The organism is Streptococcus periodonticum (assembly GCF_003963555.1).
Classification (GTDB): domain Bacteria; phylum Bacillota; class Bacilli; order Lactobacillales; family Streptococcaceae; genus Streptococcus; species Streptococcus anginosus.
This window is the reverse complement of record NZ_CP034543.1, coordinates 648,209-670,284: the sequence shown is the minus strand read 5'-3', so window position 1 is coordinate 670,284 and position 22,076 is coordinate 648,209. Positions and strand designations below refer to the sequence as shown.

The window sequence follows — 22,076 nt, the reverse complement described above, 5'->3', positions numbered from 1 at the left end:
CTCGCTAGTTTTGGAATTTTATTTCAGGTATTTCTGTATATTTTTGATTTGTCGTTTAGATGCTTTAAACATTCGCGCTGATCCATTTACAGGAAGGGCAATCGCTTTTTTGGGAAGATAAATGACAGATTTCGCTAATCGCTTACTAACAGACTCCTCCGGATATAAATCATTGTTGAAATCTTTTGAAATGGTTAAATCCAAATAAAATTCATAGACACGACGGCCGAAGTTTTCAGCAGAGATTTCGTATAATTTTGTAGCAAGACTCTTTTCATCCAAGTCTGGTGTTGCAATAACAGCTTCCAAAATGGCTCCCGCCAAATCACGTTCTTCATAATAAAGCGTTCCAAACATTTTATCATTGATAACATTATCCAGATAAGGATTTCCGTGCGCAATAATCGGAGTGCCACTAGCTAGGCTTTCTAAATACGTCAAGCCCTGCGTCTCACTCGTTGAAGCGGAAATAAAGAAATCCGCTGCTTTATAATACAAGGCTGTCTCACTGGGTGCAATCATTCCTGTGAAAATCACTGCATCCGTAATATTCAACCGTTTGGCTTGCGCTTTTAAGTCAGATAAATACGGTCCATTTCCTGCCACTACTAATTTCACATCTGGATTTTCTTCCAAAACAGCCGGCAGAGCAGCTAAAACTGCCTGAATATTTTTTTCATACGAAACACGTGATAAACTAAGCAACATAGTTTCTTGATTTGAAATGCCTAATTTTTCCCGTAAATCAGCAATATTCTCACTAGTAATTTCTGGACGTTCAAATTTGGCCAACTCAATTCCAGTCGGAATAACACGTTTTTCTACTTTTACTTTGTATTTCATGAGCAAGTCATAAACAATCTCGCTCGGACAAATCACACCGTCTAAATCACTCATAAAACCGCGAACAATGTATTTGACCATGCTAGGACGAATGACCATGCCTTTAGCAATATAACGTACATAATCCTCATACTGTGTATGATAGGTATGAACAACTGGAATCCGCAGTTCTTTCGCAATCCAAACACCCAACAGACCCAAAGAAAATTCAGTCTGGGTGTGGATAATATCCAATTGATATTGGCGAGCAATCTCTAAAGCCGTTGAAAAACCGCGATAAGCAATTCGCCGATCTTTAAAGGCAAAAAACGGCACGCTGGGAATTCGAATAATCTGCCAATCCTCATAACGATTGACATCCTTATCTGTCGTTGTAAAAATAAAAACAGTATGTCCAAGCTTTTCTAATTCTGTTTTTAAAGTACGAATACTCGTTGCCACTCCAGAAACTTGAGGAAAATAGGTATCCGTAAAAAGACCAATTCGCATGCTACATCTCCAATACTTCTTGATAAGCATCCACAAGTTTATAAGCCACATCATCAATTGAACGACTCTGCGCCACCTTATAGCCAGCTTCTCGCTTATCTACTTTACCATCCAAAATCTTTTGGATAGAGTCTACAAATTCATCTACATTATGCCCCAATTCAGCCGATTGCTCATCAATCCAGCCCTCATATACAGGAATATCCCGTAAAACGACATGTTGATGACTAGCCAACGCCTCTAGCACTACAATCCCTTCTGTCTCCTCATAACTTGGGAAAAAGAAAAGACTGCTACCACTCATAGCTCCTTCAAAAACGGCACCTTTAAAATAACCCGGGAATTCAACATTTTTAGGATGATTAAAAAGCACAAGATTTCTGATTTTCCGTGGAATGATCCATTTGTTAATACTGCCCAACCAAATAAAGCGGACATCTGGCATTCTGCGTGCTACTTCTACAAAGTCTTCTATTCCCTTGCGTCTAAAATAAAGTCCCGCACCGACAACAACCTTGTCTCCTTCTTGGATATGAAAATGTTTTCTAAACACTTCTTCTTTATGTAGATCTTTTTGATATTTATGAAGGTCAATCCCATTAGAAACAGCCACAATTGGTGTTGTCACACCATAGCCCTGAATCAACTTTTTGGAGTATTCAGACGGTGTAATGATAAAATCCGCCATTTGGTACATGTGAGCTAGATATTTCCCAAAAGCAGAAGCAAAAAGATTTGACCCAATAAACGAATTGCGAAAATCTTCCTTCGTTGAATGCCCATGCATAATCACTTTTTTTCCTTGCTTTTTTGCTTTGTGCAAAAGTCGCAAACTCCTAGGTCCATAGGTATTGATATGCACTACATCATAATCTCCTGAAGGATCTGTCGTGTATGGAATCCCAGCCAAGTCCAGTGCTTTCATCTGATGCTGCAAAGCTCGTCCAATACCTGACTTTTCCAAAACTGCCTTGCCTTCTAAATAAAGTAATACTTTCATGTCTTCTATTATACCCAAAAGATAGAAAAAATAAAACCACAAAGATATAAAGCCTCTTGAAAACAAAAATGTCTGGGACAATAACATCTCAGACATAAACTACTCTTATAATAAACGAGTAGCAAAACGATTGGACAACGAACTTAAAATTGAAAATTTCAAGTTCTGTCTAACTCTACTTACTTTCTTGTTGAACGGCGCTCAATAAGACCATGAGCTAATACCACTTCGCGTTCTTCTAGCTCTTCCTTGTGCATAATCTTAGTCAACATGCGCATACTAATCGCACCGAGGTCATACAAAGGCTGACCAATAGTTGTCAAATTTGGACGAGTAAAGCGTGCTACCTGCGAATCATCGCTAGTGATGATTTCAAAATCTTCTGGTATATTTACATCCTTATCAGATAAACCATTCAACAGCCCAGCCGCCAGCTCATCACCAGTCACAAAAGCTGCTGTAGCTTTAGAAGCAATGACCCGTTCTGCTAATTGATAACCATCATCATAGCTGTATTTTGACTCAAAAACCAATCCTTCACTATAAGTAAGTTTAGCTTTCTTCAAAGCTTCTTTGTAACCAGCTAAACGAATCTTACCATTGATATCATCCACCAAAGGTCCGCTTACAAAAGCAATTTTTTGATTATTTTTCGTAAGACGTTCAACTGCATCCATGGTCGCTTGCTTATAGTCAATATTCACACTTGGTAATTGATGATCCACATCAACTGTGCCTGCAAGCACAACTGGCGTCCGCGAACGAGAAAACTCGGAGCGAATCTTTTCTGTTAAATGATAGCCCATAAAAATGATACCATCTACTTGTTTTGAGAACAGCGTATTAACAACAGAAACTTCTTTGTCATCATCTTCATCACTATTGGCTAAGACAATATTATATTTGTACATCTCTGCGATATCATCAATTCCTTTTGCAAGCGTTGCAAAATAACTGCTTGTGATATTTGGAATGACAACTCCAACAGTCGTCGTCTTTTTGCTAGCAAGACCACGCGCCACTGCATTTGGACGGTAATCCAAGCGGTCAATCACTTCCAAAACTTTTTTTCTTGTATTTTCCTTTACATTTTTATTTCCATTTACCACACGGCTAACGGTTGCCATTGAAACTCCCGCTTCACGCGCGACATCATAAATGGTTACTGTATCGTCTGTGTTCATGCTTCTTCCTTTCTATATTGAAAATATCGTTTTCACATTCCTACCAAACTCATTTTATCACTTATTGGAAACACTTTCAAGCATTTTGATAACTTTTTGAAAAATCTTGTTCTTTAGGTAAATTTCTAGCAATTTTATCAATGATTTTACAAGAAAAATCTACCCAATCTGTGAAATTTTTGAAGCGACAAAAAAGTTCTTACTGTCCTCTTGATTTTTACTTATTTTTTTGCAAAAATAGAGGAGTAGAAAGAAGGTAATAGAATGACCAAAATAAATCAAATTATTTCTTATCTAGAAACAGAGAAAACAGATGTTGCCGTGGTTTCTGATCCTGTCACGATTAATTATTTAACAGGATTTTATAGCGACCCTCATGAACGCCAGATGTTTCTTTTTATTTTCACAAATCATGAACCACTACTCTTTGTCCCAGCTCTTGAAGTAGATCGCGCTAGTGCGATTGTTGATTTTAAGGTTGTGGGCTATGTTGATTCTGAAAATCCTTGGGAAAAAATCAAAGCAGCCTTGCCAGCGGACAGCGCCCACAAAGTTGCTGTTGAGTTTGATAACTTGATTTTGACCAAATACAATGGATTGCGTACTATTTTTGAACAAGCTGAATTTACAAACTTAACACCTTGTATCAATCGTATGCGTCTCATCAAATCATCCGATGAAATTAAGAAAATGTTTGTTGCTGGAGAATATGCAGATAAGGCTGTTAAGATTGGTTTTGAGACTATTTCTCTCGATAAAACAGAAACAGATATTATTGCTCAAATTGACTTTGGTATCAAACAACTCGGCTATGAGATGAGCTTTGAGACTATGGTTTTGACAGGTGATAATGCTGCTAATCCGCACGGCATTCCGGGTGCAAACAAAGTCGAAAACAATGCCCTGCTTCTATTTGACCTTGGCTGTATGGTCAATGGTTATGCCAGCGATATGACACGGACAGTTGCTGTTGGAAAACCAGATCAGTTTAAAAAAGACATTTACAATCTAACGCTTGAAGCTCAACGGGCAGCTCTTGACTTCATCAAACCCGGAGTAACAGCTCATGAAGTAGACCGCGCAGCACGCGAAGTCATCGAAAAAGCCGGTTATGGTGAATATTTCAATCATCGTCTGGGACATGGTATCGGTATGAGCGTACATGAATTTCCATCTATCATGGAAGGAAACGATATGGTTATCGAAGAAGGTATGTGCTTCTCTGTTGAGCCTGGAATTTATATTCCAGGAAAAGTTGGTGTTCGTATCGAAGACTGCGGTCATGTCACAAAAAATGGCTTTGAAGTCTTTACAAGTACAAGCAAAGATTTACTCTATTTTGATTAAAATACTGAAAAAGATGCTAAAATAGTTGATTTAAGGACTGAAGCCTGTATTGGTTTTGGTTCTTTTTATTTTGAACTCTAACTTTGTTGTAATCATCGAATTAACTAATTAACTCGTTTAGTAATTAAATCTGTTTTCAAATCTATAAAGCATCTTAACTTTTAACATACCAAAGAAAATTTTATTGTTCTTGATGCCAATTTCTTTTCATGTCATAAAAAGATGAAGAATTCTTTTCGACAAAAAATAATGACAAAATCAATTTTACATATTGTTATATTCTATTCATAACTCATTTCATAAGAAAAAACTCCATAGTTGAATTTTTAGCCAACTATAGAGATTTGTAGAGCTACTTATTATAGCTTTTTACTCACTATGTACTTTAAAAAAATCTTTTGACAAATAGCCCTTACCCGCCACCATATCATATTGAACAAGTTTCAGGTCTTCTGCAATGTGCCGCCCCTCCTCATCCAAATCTTTTTTATCAACACTTGCTTTGTGTAAAACTTCTGTTAATAAAGCATAATAAGGTGACACTTTTGAATTGGTTTGTTCTAATAATAGAGCTGTGAAGTCACTTGAATTTACAATCGGATAGTCCAATTTAGGCGTCTCATAATTACTCCACACAAAATAGTCAGTCAAATATTGGCTATCTGGATTATTTTTGAAAGCCGACTGTGGATAAAGCCCTGGTAAATGATCTCCATAAAAAACAACTGTAATTTTTTTATTTATTTTTGAAAGTTGATTAAGAAAATCCTTTGTGGCTACATCTGTGTGATATAACATCCTCACATAGTTGGATAAAGTTTGGTTATCTGCATCTGAAAAAACAGTATAGTCGGCAGAGATATTCACGGGATTCGGCTCTGTCCAAGGCATATGATTTTGCATCGTCATAACCGAAAAGAATTGATTTTGATTTTCCTTCAAATTATTTAAAATCTGGTTATATGTTGTTTTATCACTATAATTCCCACCAATCTGATCACCTTTTAGTCCCTTAGTCCCATAATGAATAAATTTATTAAACCCTAAGTCATTGTAAATAATATTTCTGGAATAATTGCTTGGTGAAGCTAAGTGAATAACGGTACGGTTCTTACGGCTATAAAAATCACTAATTGATGGAAACTTGTTCATTCCCGGCACTACTTCTGTGTAGATGACTGAAATAGAAGGAGAAAGATTATAGAAAGGAAGCCCCGTTAATGTCTGAAATTCCATATTGGCAGTACCACCACCATATCCATCTGATTTCATTAAACCACTTGTTGATTTGTTTTTGATTTCTTGAATATTTGGAATTGGATTTTCTGACATAGTAACTCCTTCTACACGGGCAGGATCAGAAAAGCTTTCACTCAAAAGATAAATAACCGTTTGATTTTCAATTTTTTCCGTTCTGGATTGATTGTAGTTAGCCGCGATACGTTTATATTTATTTTCCAAATTCTTAATGGTTTCCTTGGAATATTTTTTCGGTTGAGTCATAGTCGTATCTGACATCTGTGAAAACCACACAAAAGATACAGAGCGCATCTGTGAATTGACAGTGTTTCCAAACCAAGTTAAATCATGATAATTATTTAAAATGGACATTACTGGAATATTATCAGCAATTTTCCCATCCTTTTTAGAAGAGAACACTTGTAAAATACCAAAGAAAAAGACAGTTGGTAATACAAGCAAAATCATTCGATATTTTATATTTGGAACTGTTTTGTTTGGTAAAATCTTTTTTCTCAAAGACCAATAAAGAGAGGCTATTAGTAAAAAAATTAACAAAATATAAATAATATAATTTCCACCAATAAAATCAAGCAATGTTTTTGGATTTCGCAACCAAACGATATCACTTGGCAAAATGGGTTCTTGACGATATTGAAATTTTAAAGCACTAGCAATGGAACTTCCTATTCCCACTACTAAAATTAGTATAGTTGGTAAGAGGAAACTATTAAAAACTGCATATAGCCAAATGAAAGTTATAAAAAAGATACTAATTTGAAAGAGACTAGCCCCTGCAAATAAACGTAAATCTAAAACTGATATATCTGCTCGAATACTATTTTGGATTGTGTAGTTGAATACTACAGCAAATATTGCACTAAATAAAGTAGCAACCGAAAAACTATTTTTATTCTCACTAAGATCTTTCATTCCTTGGACTACTAAAAGACTTAATACAGAGCCAAACACAAATATTAAAAATACTAGACTAGTGAGAGAAAATACGAACAGTTCATTGATTTGGAGCTTTTTTTCATAAAATCTACTCAAAAATTCTGTTTTTGTTAATACACTTAAAAATTTATTATCAGAAAACACAAGGGATAATAACAATTGTGATAAAAGAAGATTCTCCATTCCACTTGAATCACTTTTATCAATGTGTAATCCTTTAAATAAAGATAGTTTATCCAACTTTGGAATTGTTTTATAAAGAACAACCATGATAGATATCACTAATAAAACTGGTAAAAAATACAGTTGTAAAAAATGATTTTGAAAAATTTTTTCAAATTTAAATGAAGGATTATTGACATTTCTAGTCACCTCAAGTAAATAAGAAAAAATAGTGTATAAACCATATATAATAACATACCATGTTGTAAGCTTTTTATATGATAAGTTAGAAATTAGGAAACTGATACCAAATAAGAAAAAGGTAGATAATAGAATCTCAATCCATAAAAAAGGATAAGTAGTTAAATCAACATGACTATTCAATGCCATACTAAGATTAACAATGGACACATCAAGCATTAAAAAGCTAATTAGAATAAAACTAATTTGCTCATAATTTTTTCGTAAAAATTTCATCATACTTCCTTACCAAAGAATCTTGCAAGTCGTTTTGTAAAACTTTTTTTGTGTATTAACTGTTCTTGCTGTTTCATTAACTGATAATCCAGTCTTTGCAAGTCTAAAAGAGATGGAAAAGACTGTGATAAAGGGATAATTTGAAAATCATAACTCTTGTCCCAAGCTACATAAACAAGTAAATTTTCTAAAATAGTTGATTGCTCTTGAAGAGAATAGCTACTGAAGGTTTTGAAACTAGTTTTAAATAGGGATTCTACAGCCTCATACTTAAACCACATCCACCCACCGTAAACTCTTGTCAGAGTTACTGCATCAGTAAACTTAAAAGATTTTCGACAGGACAATAATTTCCATAGTTTTTCCATATCCTCTTTAAGAGGTTTCTGATAAAATAAACCATTTCTAACCACACTCGGAAGATCAGGTATAACAAGCCCTAAATTAGAACAATGTTCCAAAGCATTGATACTATAGTTCATATTCTCAGTTATCATGTTAACTAAATCATCCCGCATCCATTGGTCTAAACCAGCTACTTCAGGAATCAAAGTATGAGTAGACAAATGTCCAATATATTTGTATGTTTTTAATCTTTCCGCTTGAGCAAACATAGCTAATAATGGATGTTGCTCTTGAGTCAACCGTATCTGATTCTTAATAGAAGAGTCTTTTAAATAAGAATTCAAATACTCAAATATTTTTATATCAGACGTTGTCATCAAATACTCAAATTGAGGAAATTGAACAACTATTTTATTCATCCACTGTTCAAATATTGATAAATTTGTAACATGAATATGCAATACAACATCTTTATGTGCCGAAGTAACTTCATTGTGCTGAGCAAGAATTTTTCCTTGTAAAAGATAGGGCGCATCTGGGGAAAAATATTCAAACATATGCATTTTAATCAAAGAGATGGGATAAGACGACTCTCTTTTAATTATCTCCAAAAGAGAACTAGCTAAAAAGGGATTGCCATCAATAGCTTTTACTTTTAAAAAAGGAACTTTTTTTTCAAGAATAGTTTGTGGCTTATAATAGGAAAAATCAGGATGCAACAACTCTTCTACTTCTTCTTTACAAGTATCATAAAAAGCTTGATAGTTAAAACCTTTCTTTTGAAAATAAGCTGTAAACTGCGTTTCATATTGATTTATAACACTTTGAACATCTGTAAAATCTTTTATTTGCGACCAAAATTTTTGGAAAACTTCTGATTTTAACATGGATTGTTTAAACGATACAAAATAACTTTGTAAATGCTCTTTAAAATATTTTGTTTTACGGAAATTGGTCATTCCCCAAAAATCAACTGCTTTATTTTTTTCAGCATCTTCATAGATTTTTCGCAAATCCCATAATGGTCCAAAACAAGTATCATTCATAATAGTTAGTGAATCATAGTCTTTTATTTTGTCAAAACCAATGTATTGCATTCCATCACGCCAAGCTGCAAAGTCAAAACCTATATTGTTCCGTTCAATCACTATCTCAATATCCAATTCTTTTTGCAGTTTCGTTTTATCATCTTTTTTTAATGGGCTATTTGAAATAAAGATAATTGTAGAAAATAAAGGTTTTAATTGTGTTAATTGATAAAATATATGGTCACTCACTTGATTTAATTTATTAAAATGAGTATAAAGTAGCATTCGTTCCATAGAATCACCCTGCTCTATTGTGAAATTTTCCAAGTTCCATTTCGCTGAATCAAACCTGTTGCAGAATCTTTAGCCGATACATCATCATCCGCTATGTCTTTACGGTTAACCAAAATAATGGGAGTATTCTTGGAATCCGCAAAAGCAACGATTTGATCATGCTGATCCCGAACAGAAACTTGCAATTTAAGCTTGATATCATTAACTTCAGCAAGAGAACATGTATACAAAAATTTCTTTTCACCCATCCCTTCTGTCATATCATCAAAAGAATTATCGTTGTAAATCCAAATATTTCGATCAATATCAGTCAAGGAAAAAGCGATATAAGTTGGAATAGCCTGATTAACTTGATAAGAAATTTCAAATTTGATTTCTTGATGAGGCGTAATCTGTGCAGGACTCAAAAGATTGACTTTTAACTCAGAAACCGCTTCATGTTCTGCAGTAAAATCATCGTTCAAAGCTTTTTTTTGGCTCGCATTATCTAGGCTATATTGATTAGCAACATCATCAGGCGCGCCAACTACTTTGATGAGACCATCTTCTATTAAAACAGCTTTATTGCAATATTTTTTTACTGCATTCATATCATGTGTTACTAGAATTGTTGTTTTTCCAGACTTTTTGCGTTCCATAAAGTAATCGTTACACTTACGTTGAAAAGCTTCATCCCCAACAGCTAACACTTCGTCAAGGATGAGAATATCTCCCTGAGCTTTGATAGCAACTGAAAATGCTAAACGAACTTGCATACCGCTGGAATAATTTTTTAGCTTTTGATTCATAAATTCACTTAATTCTGCAAATTCAACAATTTCTTCATACATAGCATCTACTTCTTCAGTAGAAAATCCAAGCATAGCACCATTCATATAGACATTTTCCCTACCAGTCAGTTCAGGATTGAAGCCTACTCCCAGCTCAATGAAAGAAACTAGTTTTCCATCAATAGTGACAGTTCCTTTCTCAGGAACATAAATCTCTGAAATGATTTTAAGAAGTGTTGACTTACCAGAACCGTTTCGGCCAACAATTCCAAAGAAATCACCCTTTTCAACCTCAAAGGAGATGTCTTTTAATACATGTTGTTCTTTGTAACCTTTAATTCCTTTAAATCGATTGACCAAGCTAGTTCTTAAACTTTGAGTCGCCTCGGTTGGTAAACGAAAAAATTTACTTACATGATCAATTTTTACTGCAATATCATTCGACATTATAAAATCTCCGCAAATCTCTTAGCATTCTTATTAAAAATATACAGTCCAAATCCAAAAATCAAAACGGGTAATAGATAAGGAAAAGATGCAAGCAAGCGATTGTTAATCAAATCCCAGCCTCTCATGCTTCCTGAAAAAACAATATAGTGACGCAAATCTTGAATAATTTGTGCCAAAGGATTAAGCATCATCACTTTAGCGATGGTTATTTGTCCGCGCTGAAGAATAAATGTTAAAGAATAAATAATAGGTGTAGCATACATACCAGCTTGTAAGACAACTTCCCAAATTGGTCCAATGTCACGATACTTAACAAATAAAGCCGACAAAAGCAATGCAACTCCTGTAGCTAGTAAAATCAATTCAATAAATAAAGGAATAATAACCAGCCACCCCACATTAATAGAGACGCCATTAATCAAAGCAAATACAAAAACAACTAAAAGATTAATGGCATAGTTAATAGCTGCACCTGCAATGGCTGAAAAAACAATAATCGACTTTGAAAAATTCAACTTTCTCAGTAAATCTCCACGCGAAACAATGGACATCATTCCCATATTAGTCGCTTCTGTAAAGAAACTCCACGTTACCATTCCCAGCAACAAACCTACCGCATAATGAGGCGTTCCATCATCAAATTTTAAAAAGCGTACAAATACTAGATACATAATAGTAAATAACATAAAGGGCTTTAAAATGGACCATAAATGCCCAATCAAGCTTCCTTGATACCGTAATTTAAAATCTGTTTTAATCATCTCGCGTAAGAGAATCATATTTTTTCGACTAAATAAGTCCATCATTACTCCTTATAAGCAAATTTTGTAAGAATGAGTGTTGTAAAAACAAAAGTGTGGAAGGCGCGATTCTTTCGATAGCCATATTTTTGAAGACGATGCAAGCGCTCCATAAACGGGACTTCCATAATTGTCACAAAATTTTCTATCAGTTCTTTATTTTGAGCAGTCAGAGGCAAGGCCAATAAATTCCTTGCTTGTTCTTGGCTATCTTGAATCAATTTCCAATATTTTGCGAAGAGAATATGCGGGCGAATCCAATTCTGCATTCTTTTTCTGAGGGTTCTTGCACCTAAAACATTATTGGAATGTTGCCGATACAATTCACTTGGTTGGTCTATATAGACTAAATGACCAAAAGTTGCTGCCAACAAAGCCAAATACCAGTCATGCATGAGAAGGTCATGAACTTCTTGACCTGTCCATAAGTCAGCCAGAGCTTGGTTAATCATCGAAACACCGCCTGTAACAGTATTTTCTGTTAATTCTTGGAGCAGTTCCGTGTTTGCATGGTCAGACTGTGTACGAATCATACTTTCATGTACGACATTTAACTCTTGATCTACAACTTTTAAATCCGTGTAAACCAGCAAAGGCTGACTGGTATCGTGTTTAATCGCTTCTTCTAACTGCATTTCTACTTTCTCAGGCAGCCAGACATCATCTTGATCGCTAAAAAAGTAAACATCTGACTCTTGATATTTCAAAAGATAAAAGAAACTTTTGATAACACCAAGATTTTCAACGCTATCAGAACTCACAAAATAAATGCGATTATCTTTTTGACAAAAATCTTGAATAATCTCACGCGTCCTGTCTTTAGAACCATCATCTCGGATTAACAGCTGCCAGTCTGTATAGGTCTGCTGCCGAATACTTTCAATTTGTTCTGCTAAAAACCGTTCACCATTGTAGGTGGACATGAGAATAGTCACTTTCATGATAAAAATAATTCCTCGTATTCACCCACAATTTTTTCCCAAGTGTAGTGTTCTTTCATGTTTTCTTTCGCAGCTTGACCTAGATCTGAAAAGTCGGACTGTTTATCTACCTGATGAATGAAATCAACTAGGCTGTTTTCTTTCTTATCCCAGTAAAGAGCTGTTTCTTTTGCCACTTGTCGGTTAAAGTCCACACCCAAGACCAAATTCAAATCTGTCTGAGCTAAGGCTTCTAAGAGACCAGGATTGGTGCCGCCGACCTCATGACCATGAATATAAGCAAATGCTTGATTGCGAATATACTTCAATAAATCTTGATCATAAACAGTACCGACAAACTTAATCCGCTCATCTCGGTCAAAATTTGTTTTTTGTCGTAGTTCTTCAAAATAAGCATTGCCTTGATGATTGCAGACAATCAGCAAGTCTCGTTGCGTCTGTGACTTCATAAACTCGCGAATGATGATTTCATAGTTATTTTCTGGAACAAAACGCCCAACAATCAAATAATAACCTTTTTCCTTACTTGCCCACGTGCCAAAAAAGTGTCGGACTTTTTCATCCTGAGCAGTTAAAGATGACAAACGCAAATCGGTCCCATAGGCAATAAAAGTGGTTTTAGCCCACGGATAAGCTTTCTGGATATAACTTTCAATTCCTTGATTGTCCGAAATCACCAAATCGGCATGTTTAGTCATCACTTTCTCAGAATATTTGAGGTACTTTTGAACGGGCTTAGACCACTTGGCACGTTTCCACTCAAGTCCATCAGGATTGATATAAAAGATACCACCAACATGGTGAATTTTTCGAGCAAAAGGTGCGATAAAAGCGCCGATTGTATTTCCTAGAATATAGAAAATCGGTTGAGCAATTTTTTGATTGTTCACTAACTTCAAAGCATAGTTAATTGCCATCATATCATAAGCAATAACGCGAGCTGGACCAAGTTTTGGTGCTTTAATCGTAAAACAATCTACGCCTTTGTAATCCAAATGATGATAGGCTTCATCATCTGATAAACAAGCCACATGGTATTGGATTTGAGAAGATACACGGTTCTCCACTAATTTTTCAACAAAGGTTTCAAACCCACCATATTTAGCAGGAAGCCCACGACTTCCGATGATGAATACATGTTTCATGATTTCCCTCAATTCAAGATTTTGCAATCTAACCTATTATATCACTTTATAAACGGTTTGTATAATCTAACAAATAAAAAGACAAACAAACCAGAAAACAGCGTGAGCTAGAATGCTGATTTATCAGTCTTTTTGGTGTGATATATGCCTAATACCAAACAAAATAGATTTATTAACGAATCACCCAACTTTTTATCATTGAGTGTAATTTTCTTTTTATTTTTTTAACAAAAGAGCCTGAATGATGGATAGGAGTATCTGTATCAAGTAAAAACTTCACATGATACAGAGAATTACTATTGGTATCTACAACTGTTTCTATCTTATCTAATACCTCATGATAAACTCCTTGAACAGTATAAAGTTCTCTAATTCGTTTCAAATTAGATAGGGCTTGTGTTTTTAATTGATCAAATGATTCTAAAGCTTGCTTAATCTGTTCAGTTAAAGCAACCACATCTCCTGAAGGATAAAGTCGTCCTTCTTCAAAAATTTCATAAGCAGACAAATGACCCAGATTATCTGAAAGAATGGTTGGAACGCCGTTCATAATAGCCTCAATATAAACTAAACCGAAAGTCTCCATAGCTGACGGGAATATGGCAAGATCTGCTTCTCCAACTTCTGCCCAAGGTTCATCTCGATGACCTAAAAATCGAATGTTTTCAATGCCTTTTTCTACTATATAGGCTTCACATTTTTTCTTATAATCTTCATCCCAAGCACCAATGAAAACCAATTCTGGACGCGGCTGAGGCAACTTAGCATAAGCTTTGATTAATTCTAACTGATTTTTTCTCTCTGTCAATCGACCAACCGATATAATACGTCGCTTCTCTCCGGCTTCTCTTACCTTTTCTACAGGAGTGATTTGCGTAAAAGGAGCAAAGGACAAAATACTTCTTTTCGGAAGTAATTCTTGTAGTTGCTTTTGCAAGGCTCCTCTTACTGCAAAAATTTCTTGTGAATAATCGTCTATAAAGTTTAGTTTTTCTTTATAATAGCCAAATTCCCCAGTTGGAAATTCATGGATTAGCCAAAAATGTGGGGTGTTTTCACAAGCAGCGGCTATTGCTCCCTGAAACATATTAACTGTATTTGTAATAACCAGTTCAATCTGTTTATTTACAATGACTTTCCTAAGTGCAACGATATTTTCTTGGTATGATTTCACTCTTTCTTCATGCGTGCCAGGCAAACCACCTGGCGCATCTTCCCACCACCACTTGACGGACGGCAAGGCAAGAGTTTCGATCCCCTTTTTAGCAAGTTTTGCAATATAATCCTGCTGAATTGTCACATGATAATCTGGAATAGCATTGATGACTGTATTACCAGTTCGAACTAAGTATTCCATCAAATGAACAATAGATATCTCTGCACCATTATCAAGTGTCCCAGTTGGGGAAATGAATAATATATTTTTTTTCATAATCTATCCTAATAAATTCCAATAGAATGGCACCATTAAGTACAAGGAAACCAAGAAGTTAACAATCAAGGTACCGACCATCATTATATTTACTCTTTCTTCCTTTATCTCAACTACACCAAGATTTGCGATTGTAGGCAATAACAAAATGAGAAAAGGTGTAAAATAACGTCCTTGAGCTCCTACCGATATTGATGCATTTTTCCCAAGAACAAGTGGAGTCCATTGTAGATACATAATTGAAATAACCACAATAACCTGTACTAGAAAAAGATATCTAGAGATGACTGTATATCCCTTGCTCATAAAATCTTTTTGGGATTGCAAGAAAATAATCACAAGAACAGCAATATCAATAAAAATCAACCAAAGTGGCAGTTGGATAGTGAAATTACCCAAAAATCCAAACATACCAATTGTCAAAATAGTATTTAAATCACCATTTAAACGTTGTTTAAATAAAGTATTAAGCAGAACCTGACTGTAATGAACTAATCCACCTTGACTACGAAAAGCAAGATGTAGGACTAAGAAAAAGACAAGAAAACCAAATGTATAAAAAGCATAGCGGTAACGACCAATAAAAGCTTTTGTTGCTGCAAAACTCTTATTTAAAGCTGATAAGAAACCTTCAAATTCAAAATCAATAAAAGGCAAGAGACCTAGTAAAAGCAGATTATTTGGTTTAGTGATGCAGAGTCCAATTGAGATGATAAAAAACTCAAGCAGGTTCCTATCCGTGAACTTTTTTCGATAAGCAATATTGGTGAAAAAGCCAATTGCTAACATAATCTCCAAATAATTTATGACATCATAAGACAGAGAAGCTGCCTGCTGAACCATAATGGGTAAAAGAGATAAGAAAAGTAGAGCTTTCTTGCCATATTTAAAATACTTAATAAGGAAGTAAACACCTATAATGTAAGCTAAGGCATTAAAAAGGCGTCCCATCATAATAATCACACCGACAGATGGATAAAGGAAGCGGCCAAGAGTCACACCAATTAACTGAGGCAAAAAGGAAAGCGATTTAAAATTCAGACCAAAAGTGAATTCTTCTTTCGATAAATCAATTTTCTTAGTAAACAATTGTTTGTATTCTCTAGGTGAGACATCTGGTGTAGAATCAAGTCTATCCATCCATTTGTAGGTCCTACTCGTTGGTCTATGAAAAATTTCCCATGTCATACGAGCATGATTGCTTTCATCAGGTACACGATTGATTGGCTGTACAAACATAAACGTTAGAATAAAAATACTTGCTAACACTAAGAAAATTGTTTCAACTTTTATTGTTTTAGTTCTTTTCAAAATAGGTCACCATTTCATCTTTATTATCTAAACTGCAATTTTTTAAAACAAAGTGATAGGCATTTTCTGCCAGTTTCTGCCGTAGTTCAGCTGAAAGAATCAAGTTCTCTAACTTTTCTTTCCATTCATTATCTTTAGCCAAAAGACCAGTCTGACCATCTGTCACCATGTCTGCAAAAGCACCGATATGACTTGCAACTGTCGGAACTTTTACCAGTGCTGCTTCCATCCATTTAATTTCTGATTTTGCACGATTGAATATAGAATCAACCAAAGGAGCCAAATTAATATCCACTTGACTAATCAACTGTGGCAAAGTCTTCCAATCAACATAATCATGAACGATAATCCGCTGCTCATAAGGTTTCATATCTGTCGGAATATCTAAGTGTCCAACGATATGAAGCTCAACAAATGGATATTTTTCAAGCAACTCCTTAACGGCTGATTTTATTAATTCAAAGTTCTCATTATGGCTAATAGATCCTGAAAAATAACCAATCTTAACTTTTTTACTCTGCTGGTTATAATCCTTGATAAAGTGTGAACTGACTTCCATTAATTCACTAGAAGCTAAATTACGATTTAATAAAACTGAATTTTGATAATGCAGTAATTCTTCTTTCAACTGATTAGTTGAAGTAATAGCTCCATCACAAGAAGCTAACATCTTTCCATAGTTTCTGACCCCAGCATCATAGTTGCCTTTATCCTTTTCAGACAAGCCTTGTGTATAGCTCAGCTGATCCGTATAAATTGTATCAAATACTAAGTCGTCAATATCAAAATATACTGGTTTGTTTTCGCTCTTAGCCAAATCGCATAGAAGTTGCAATTGGATAGACCAAGGAGCGCGATAAATAATGATATGACTAGCGTACTGAGCCTGAGAGAGTTTAAATTCGGATGCATTTGCTACCTTAACAGCAAAACCATTTTCCCTAAGCTGCTCAGCCTTGTTCAAGACACGATAACGCGTGCATTGCGGAATAATATTCTCCACTCCGTCAATGATTAAGATATATTGATCACGTGGTATAGCTTTGAATTTTTGAACAATGTTTTCAAGAATACTGATAGGATAATCCGTCTTCTCTTGAATATAGTCTAACAAATCCGGTATTTCAGATTCTCTTTCCAAACCCTGCCATAGAAATTGCTGGTCATCGTAGTTGCGCAAAGCAGTGTATTTAATTAGTGGACAGCCTGCTTCTAACATTCTCAAGGGATGAATATACATAGCAGAATCTCTATTTTCATGAACCAGTGCATCATAACGATAGCCTAAGTCTGCAAAATACTTTGTAAAAATCGTTTCATGCTTACCAATGGCTTCATCACGTGAGTCTGTATCTGTCAGCTGTTCCCAATAGTCATAGAATGCATTTGAATGTAACAACAACGGCTCAATAACAAGAAAATACGACTGCAAATGTTCAGGAATATATCCGTACTTATTAAATCCTGTAATATCTTCTTGAGTTTCTCCGTAAGAAATCCCCCAGAAATCAAGCTCTTTTTTAGTCATAACTTGAAATACTTCTGTAAAATCCCTCGTTGGACCAATATTGGTATCATTCACTAACATTAACCGAGAACATTGCTGCAATTTGGCTTTCCCAAGAGCCAAAATACCTTCACGAAAGGCAGCAGTATCATAACCTACATTATCCCTCACTAACACTTGACCATATTGTTCCAATGTTTTTACATCTTCTGCAGCCAAGTCGCCATTTACTACAATCAAGGCCTCATCAGCTAAAACCGCCAATTTCTTTAAAAAGAGTATTTTATATTGTTGCAGACGTTCTTCAGACTCAAAAACAACGTAAACCAATACATTTTTCCCACTTACATGCGCAATTTGTTTACGTTGAGAATTACGCAAAAGTTGATAGTAATAGGTTTTCGGTGATTTAATCTTTCTTTTTATACGAATAATCTGATGCTTAATCTGACTGAGAATTCCTTTTATTTTTCTAGGATCCCGAATAATTTGCCCCATATATTTTAGCGGAGTGATAATTGCATTTCCTAAACGGTAGGAAACAGAACGACGAATATAGAATTGCTCCTTTATTGCAGCATCTCTTTGTTTTTTGACATCTCGCAACTGAACCTTAAACTGTTGGGTTTCTGACTTCGCCGAATCCAAGTCAGCTTTTAACTCATGAACATAATCTGTCACACCCTCCATATGTTGAATCAAATTATCTAGCCGCTTTTCTAAAGAAAATATATTTTCACCTAAAGCTTGGTAAATTTCATGAGGAAGTTTATCTACATATTTTTTTAAAATTTGTAAATATATCTCATAATGATAGCGAATGGAGTTCCTTTTAGAAATAGAATTTTCTTCAAATACACGGTAATTCAATTTTAAGTTTGGTTCGTAAACAGCTTTCGCATGCTTATTAATAATGAGATTGAGGAAAAAGTCATAATCTTCTAACTTTTGGTGATTTAAATTAACATCGTACTCAGTCTCCGTCGCTGCTGTACGACGAATAAGGGAACAATTATCAATGTAATTAGACGCCAAAAAGCTAACTAACTCGAAATCTCTCGCTTGCAAATAGTAACTATTTTTTTCTGGGTCAAAGAGATTTGTATAAGCAATATCTGCTTGTTTCTCTTGCAAAGTCTTGTACAACTTTTCAATATAATCTTGATCCAGATAATTGTCGCTATCCACAAACAAGAAAAAATCACCCTTGATTTGTTGCAACGCCTTATTTCTCGTATAGACTACTCCCATGTTCTCATGTCTTTCAAACTGCGTTGGAAAAGGAGAATCTACTAGAGTTTCTTGGATAATATGAGCTGACTTATCTGTAGAGCCGTCATCTAATATAAGTAACTCTATATTTTTATAGGTCTGCGCAAAGATACTGCGCAAACACTGCTCTATATAGTTTTCATGGTTGTAACATGTTACAACAACAGATATTAAATCTTTCATATACTTTCCTTGTAAATCACCTATGGTTAGTTTGAGTTAGAATCTTGGCTCTTCATATATGCTTTATTTATCGCATTTGCAATCCACTTAGGCCAAAAAAGCTGATACATGAATAAGTCTTCCTTCGTCCTAGTGTTATCTGAAATGGTCTTCGTTGTTTCAGAATCTTCATGAATCCGGTGGCACATAAGCTTCTCAGATATATAAACAAATCGTCCTTTGTATTCACTAATCTTATACCAAGCATACCAATCCAGACTTACACGCATTTCTTCATCAAATCGAAAACCATGCAAGTTTTCCAAATTATAAGTCACAGCTGGACAAGAGATAGGATTTCCGAAAGCCAGCACTCTATTTCTCCAAAAATGGCTAGTTGGTATTATACGCAACGTTTTAAGCATGAGCGTCTTGATTTTGAGATTTTTATTAGCTGGAATTTTAAGACCATTTTTTTCTTCAAAATAATCTGTATAGGCAATGAGAACATCTTTTGAGTGCTCCATTTTTTGTAAGATAGCTTCCAAATAAGTTGGCTCATAATAGTCATCTTGATGAGCAATGGTCGCAAACTGCGTATCAACAAAAGAGAGGGCATTATTCCAATCTTTCCCAATCCCTCCTCCTTCTTTAGTATAAAAAGGAAGGTCATATTTTTGGCAAAGTAGCTTGATAGACTCAAGAGGGGTTGAACTATAACAGATAATCTTTGATTTTACTGTTTGAGCTTTCAGAGATAAAATACAGGCTTCCAAAAACTCACTTTCACCATAAGCGCAAATGACCCAAGTATGATTATTTTTCATCTTTTTCGCTCTCTAATTCAAAAATTTTTTGATTCGTGATGGACAACTCTTGCACTAGTTGTTTAATCTGCTCCTTCTGCTTAGAAATAGCAATAGTATGGAGAAATACAATGATTAGCAAGAAAAAAATTGCCAGAGAAAGTAGAAAATTTGAAGTCAATTCAAATCCTAAAAGTTGAGCAAAATAAACTGGAATAAAATCAAAAATTGAAATGATAATCAATACAAAGCCAATTACAATCCACATAAAAGCTTGTTCAAATAAGATTTTATTCTGATTTATATTTCTAAATACAAAATATAAAAACAAAACAGAGGCAATAAGCATGGCAATAGATAAAACTGACATTATTCACTCTCTTTCATAAAAGCAGCAATCAAGATAGAAGAACAAACTTCAATCATATATCGAATGGATTTGACAGGTGTAATGGAAGAAACACCGCCAGAACGCTCAAACATATTAGCAGGCATTTCAATCACTTTATATTTTCGTTTCAAAATATGGACAATTGATTCTGGCTCAGGATATTTGGCAGGATAACGAGTAGCAAATTGTCGGATAATCTCTTTATTAGCCAAGCGGTAGCCAGAAGTGGTATCTAATATACGTTTTCCAGTCGTTAGTTTGATAAAAGCGGATATAATTGTAATACCGAAGCGACGCATAAAAGTGGTCTGAAATTCGGAAGCTTTATCTCCAATAAAGCGCGAACCAACAACTAGGTCTGCCTGATCTTGGCGGATAGGCTCCAGTAGCGAAGCTAGTGAAGCAATATCATGCTGACCATCACCATCAAACTGAACTGCGACATCATAATTATTTTCAAACGCATATTTGTAGCCTGTTTGAACAGCTCCACCAATCCCCAGATTCATGACTAAATGAACTGCGTTCAGATGATTGCTCTCTAAGATTTTTTTAGTGGCATCTGTTGAACCGTCATTGATGACTACATAATTTAATTCAAAATCAACTTTTTTTCGATATTCTATAATGCTTAAAACAGTATTTAAAATACTTTCCTCTTCATTATAAGCAGGAATAATCATTAAAACTTTCATTAATTGTTCGATTCTTTCTATATCAAGACATTACACTATTTTTGCTTTTTCTGTAGCTGTTTTTTTCTATACTTCATGAAACTTGGAATCAAGGAATTAATAATCTTGTATCTTAGCATTGGAAATGGTCTCATGATGGTATTAAATATTCTAAAACAAATAAAATACAGTTGCCATCCTTCTTCCATTGGTGTATCTTTCCAAGGAGTCGTTGATAAATAATGAAGATATTCTCCTCTCCATTTATGAGTGTTACCTTTCCGCCAAGGTCTTTCTTCGCCAAGATAATGAATAATGGAAGGAGATTTTTTTATAGACTCAAATTCTGATTTAGAAATAAATTCGGTAGGGAAACTTAATTTTTTAAGTATATAATATGGATACGTATCATAAATGTTAAAATAATTAAAGTTCAAAGACAATGTTTTTATTTCCAATTTTAAAGACCCATTTAGAGCATCTTGATCTGGAGCAAACAAGTTACCATCATGTTGACGATAAAACTCGATCACTTGCTTACCAATTTGCTTCTCTCGCCATTTGTTTAAATCTATAAGTAAGACTCCTGAATTATGGTATGGGTATTCTCCTAGTTTAAGAAATTTCTTTCTTGTTTTGTCAACTGTCGGCTCAGGGCACATTCCCAAAACTTTATCTTCCAAATCCGTACTATAAAATTTTGAAATATCTTTCAAAACAATCGTATCGCCATCTAAATATAATACTCTGTTGACATCATTAGGTAAAAGTTTATCTAAAAATAATCTTGCAAGTACAATTGGTGACCAACCATTCGTATCAAATTCAAAATCAAGTAAGTCCTCTATATTACCTAACTCTATAAAATAAACATTTCGTTTGTATTTATTTGTAAACGCTGATAATTCTTGTTGATTTTTTTCACTAATTTTTTCACCAATAAGATAAATATTGATACTATCAGCAGATTTATTATTTTCAAAAATAGAACACATACAAGTTGCAACTTGTGGTACAAAGGCATCATTTAAGGTAAATAAGATATTCATA

At 34.6% G+C, this 22,076-nt stretch carries 17 protein-coding genes; 1 reads left to right on the top strand and 16 read right to left on the bottom strand.

What is annotated here, in order from left to right:
* Positions 1–18: 18 nt before the first annotated feature.
* From EHW89_RS03235 to ccpA, 3 genes are all read right to left on the bottom strand, one after another.
* Complete coding sequence (locus tag EHW89_RS03235; protein WP_126466669.1) at positions 19–1,332, bottom strand: glycosyltransferase family 4 protein; 1,314 nt, start codon at positions 1,330–1,332, stop codon at positions 19–21.
* 1 nt (position 1,333) lies between these two features.
* Positions 1,334–2,332 (bottom strand): glycosyltransferase family 4 protein, encoded by a 999-nt coding sequence (locus tag EHW89_RS03230; protein WP_126466668.1) that lies wholly within the window; start codon positions 2,330–2,332, stop codon positions 1,334–1,336.
* Between the two features lie 179 nt (positions 2,333–2,511).
* On the bottom strand, positions 2,512–3,516 hold the full coding sequence (gene ccpA / locus EHW89_RS03225) for a catabolite control protein A (protein WP_126466667.1): 1,005 nt from the start codon (positions 3,514–3,516) through the stop codon (positions 2,512–2,514).
* Between the two features lie 264 nt (positions 3,517–3,780).
* On the opposite strand from ccpA, the gene EHW89_RS03220 reads away from it, so the two are divergent.
* Positions 3,781–4,863, top strand: a complete 1,083-nt coding sequence (locus tag EHW89_RS03220) for a M24 family metallopeptidase (RefSeq protein WP_126466666.1) — start codon at positions 3,781–3,783, stop codon at positions 4,861–4,863.
* A 369-nt stretch (positions 4,864–5,232) separates the two neighbouring features.
* Here EHW89_RS03220 and EHW89_RS03215 read toward each other — a convergent pair whose 3' ends face one another.
* The 13 genes from EHW89_RS03215 to EHW89_RS03155 all read right to left on the bottom strand — a co-directional run bounded on the left by EHW89_RS03215 (position 5,233) and on the right by EHW89_RS03155 (position 22,075).
* Complete coding sequence (locus EHW89_RS03215; RefSeq protein WP_126468051.1) at positions 5,233–7,698, bottom strand: LTA synthase family protein; 2,466 nt, start codon at positions 7,696–7,698, stop codon at positions 5,233–5,235.
* Complete coding sequence (locus EHW89_RS03210) at positions 7,698–9,365, bottom strand: rhamnan synthesis F family protein (RefSeq protein WP_126466665.1); 1,668 nt, start codon at positions 9,363–9,365, stop codon at positions 7,698–7,700. Before EHW89_RS03210 ends, EHW89_RS03215 begins: the two co-directional genes overlap by 1 nt.
* 14 nt (positions 9,366–9,379) lie before the next feature.
* Entirely contained in the window at positions 9,380–10,582 is a 1,203-nt protein-coding gene (locus EHW89_RS03205; RefSeq protein WP_126466664.1) for an ABC transporter ATP-binding protein, read from the bottom strand.
* Positions 10,582–11,388: an ABC transporter permease gene (locus tag EHW89_RS03200; protein ID WP_070815124.1), complete on the bottom strand. Its 807-nt coding sequence runs from the start codon at positions 11,386–11,388 to the stop codon at positions 10,582–10,584. Before EHW89_RS03200 ends, EHW89_RS03205 begins: the two co-directional genes overlap by 1 nt.
* Before the next feature lie 2 nt (positions 11,389–11,390).
* A complete protein-coding gene (locus tag EHW89_RS03195) occupies positions 11,391–12,326 on the bottom strand; it encodes a glycosyltransferase family 2 protein (RefSeq protein ID WP_126466663.1) in 936 nt (311 codons plus the stop codon).
* Entirely contained in the window at positions 12,323–13,471 is a 1,149-nt protein-coding gene (cps2T, locus tag EHW89_RS03190) for a beta 1-4 rhamnosyltransferase Cps2T (RefSeq protein ID WP_126466662.1), read from the bottom strand. Before cps2T ends, EHW89_RS03195 begins: the two co-directional genes overlap by 4 nt.
* Positions 13,472–13,643: 172 nt before the next feature.
* A complete protein-coding gene (locus tag EHW89_RS03185; RefSeq protein WP_126466661.1) occupies positions 13,644–14,903 on the bottom strand; it encodes a glycosyltransferase family 4 protein in 1,260 nt (419 codons plus the stop codon).
* Positions 14,904–14,906: 3 nt separating this feature from the next.
* Complete coding sequence (locus EHW89_RS03180; protein WP_126466660.1) at positions 14,907–16,214, bottom strand: DUF2142 domain-containing protein; 1,308 nt, start codon at positions 16,212–16,214, stop codon at positions 14,907–14,909.
* Positions 16,201–19,176 (bottom strand): rhamnan synthesis F family protein, encoded by a 2,976-nt coding sequence (locus tag EHW89_RS03175; RefSeq protein ID WP_126466659.1) that lies wholly within the window; start codon positions 19,174–19,176, stop codon positions 16,201–16,203. The genes EHW89_RS03180 and EHW89_RS03175 overlap by 14 nt, the downstream gene beginning before the upstream one ends.
* Before the next feature lie 26 nt (positions 19,177–19,202).
* Positions 19,203–19,982, bottom strand: a complete 780-nt coding sequence (locus EHW89_RS03170; protein WP_070815130.1) for a glycosyltransferase family 2 protein — start codon at positions 19,980–19,982, stop codon at positions 19,203–19,205.
* Positions 19,972–20,331, bottom strand: coding sequence for a DUF2304 domain-containing protein (locus EHW89_RS03165; RefSeq protein WP_070815131.1), 360 nt, complete (start codon positions 20,329–20,331; stop codon positions 19,972–19,974). The genes EHW89_RS03170 and EHW89_RS03165 overlap by 11 nt, the downstream gene beginning before the upstream one ends.
* The gene (locus EHW89_RS03160; RefSeq protein ID WP_162614535.1) at positions 20,331–21,047 is read right to left on the bottom strand and encodes a glycosyltransferase family 2 protein; all 717 of its coding nucleotides are present in this window, start codon (positions 21,045–21,047) and stop codon (positions 20,331–20,333) included. Before EHW89_RS03160 ends, EHW89_RS03165 begins: the two co-directional genes overlap by 1 nt.
* Before the next feature lie 35 nt (positions 21,048–21,082).
* A complete protein-coding gene (locus EHW89_RS03155) occupies positions 21,083–22,075 on the bottom strand; it encodes a glycosyltransferase family 8 protein (protein ID WP_117281174.1) in 993 nt (330 codons plus the stop codon).
* Position 22,076 lies beyond the last annotated feature (1 nt).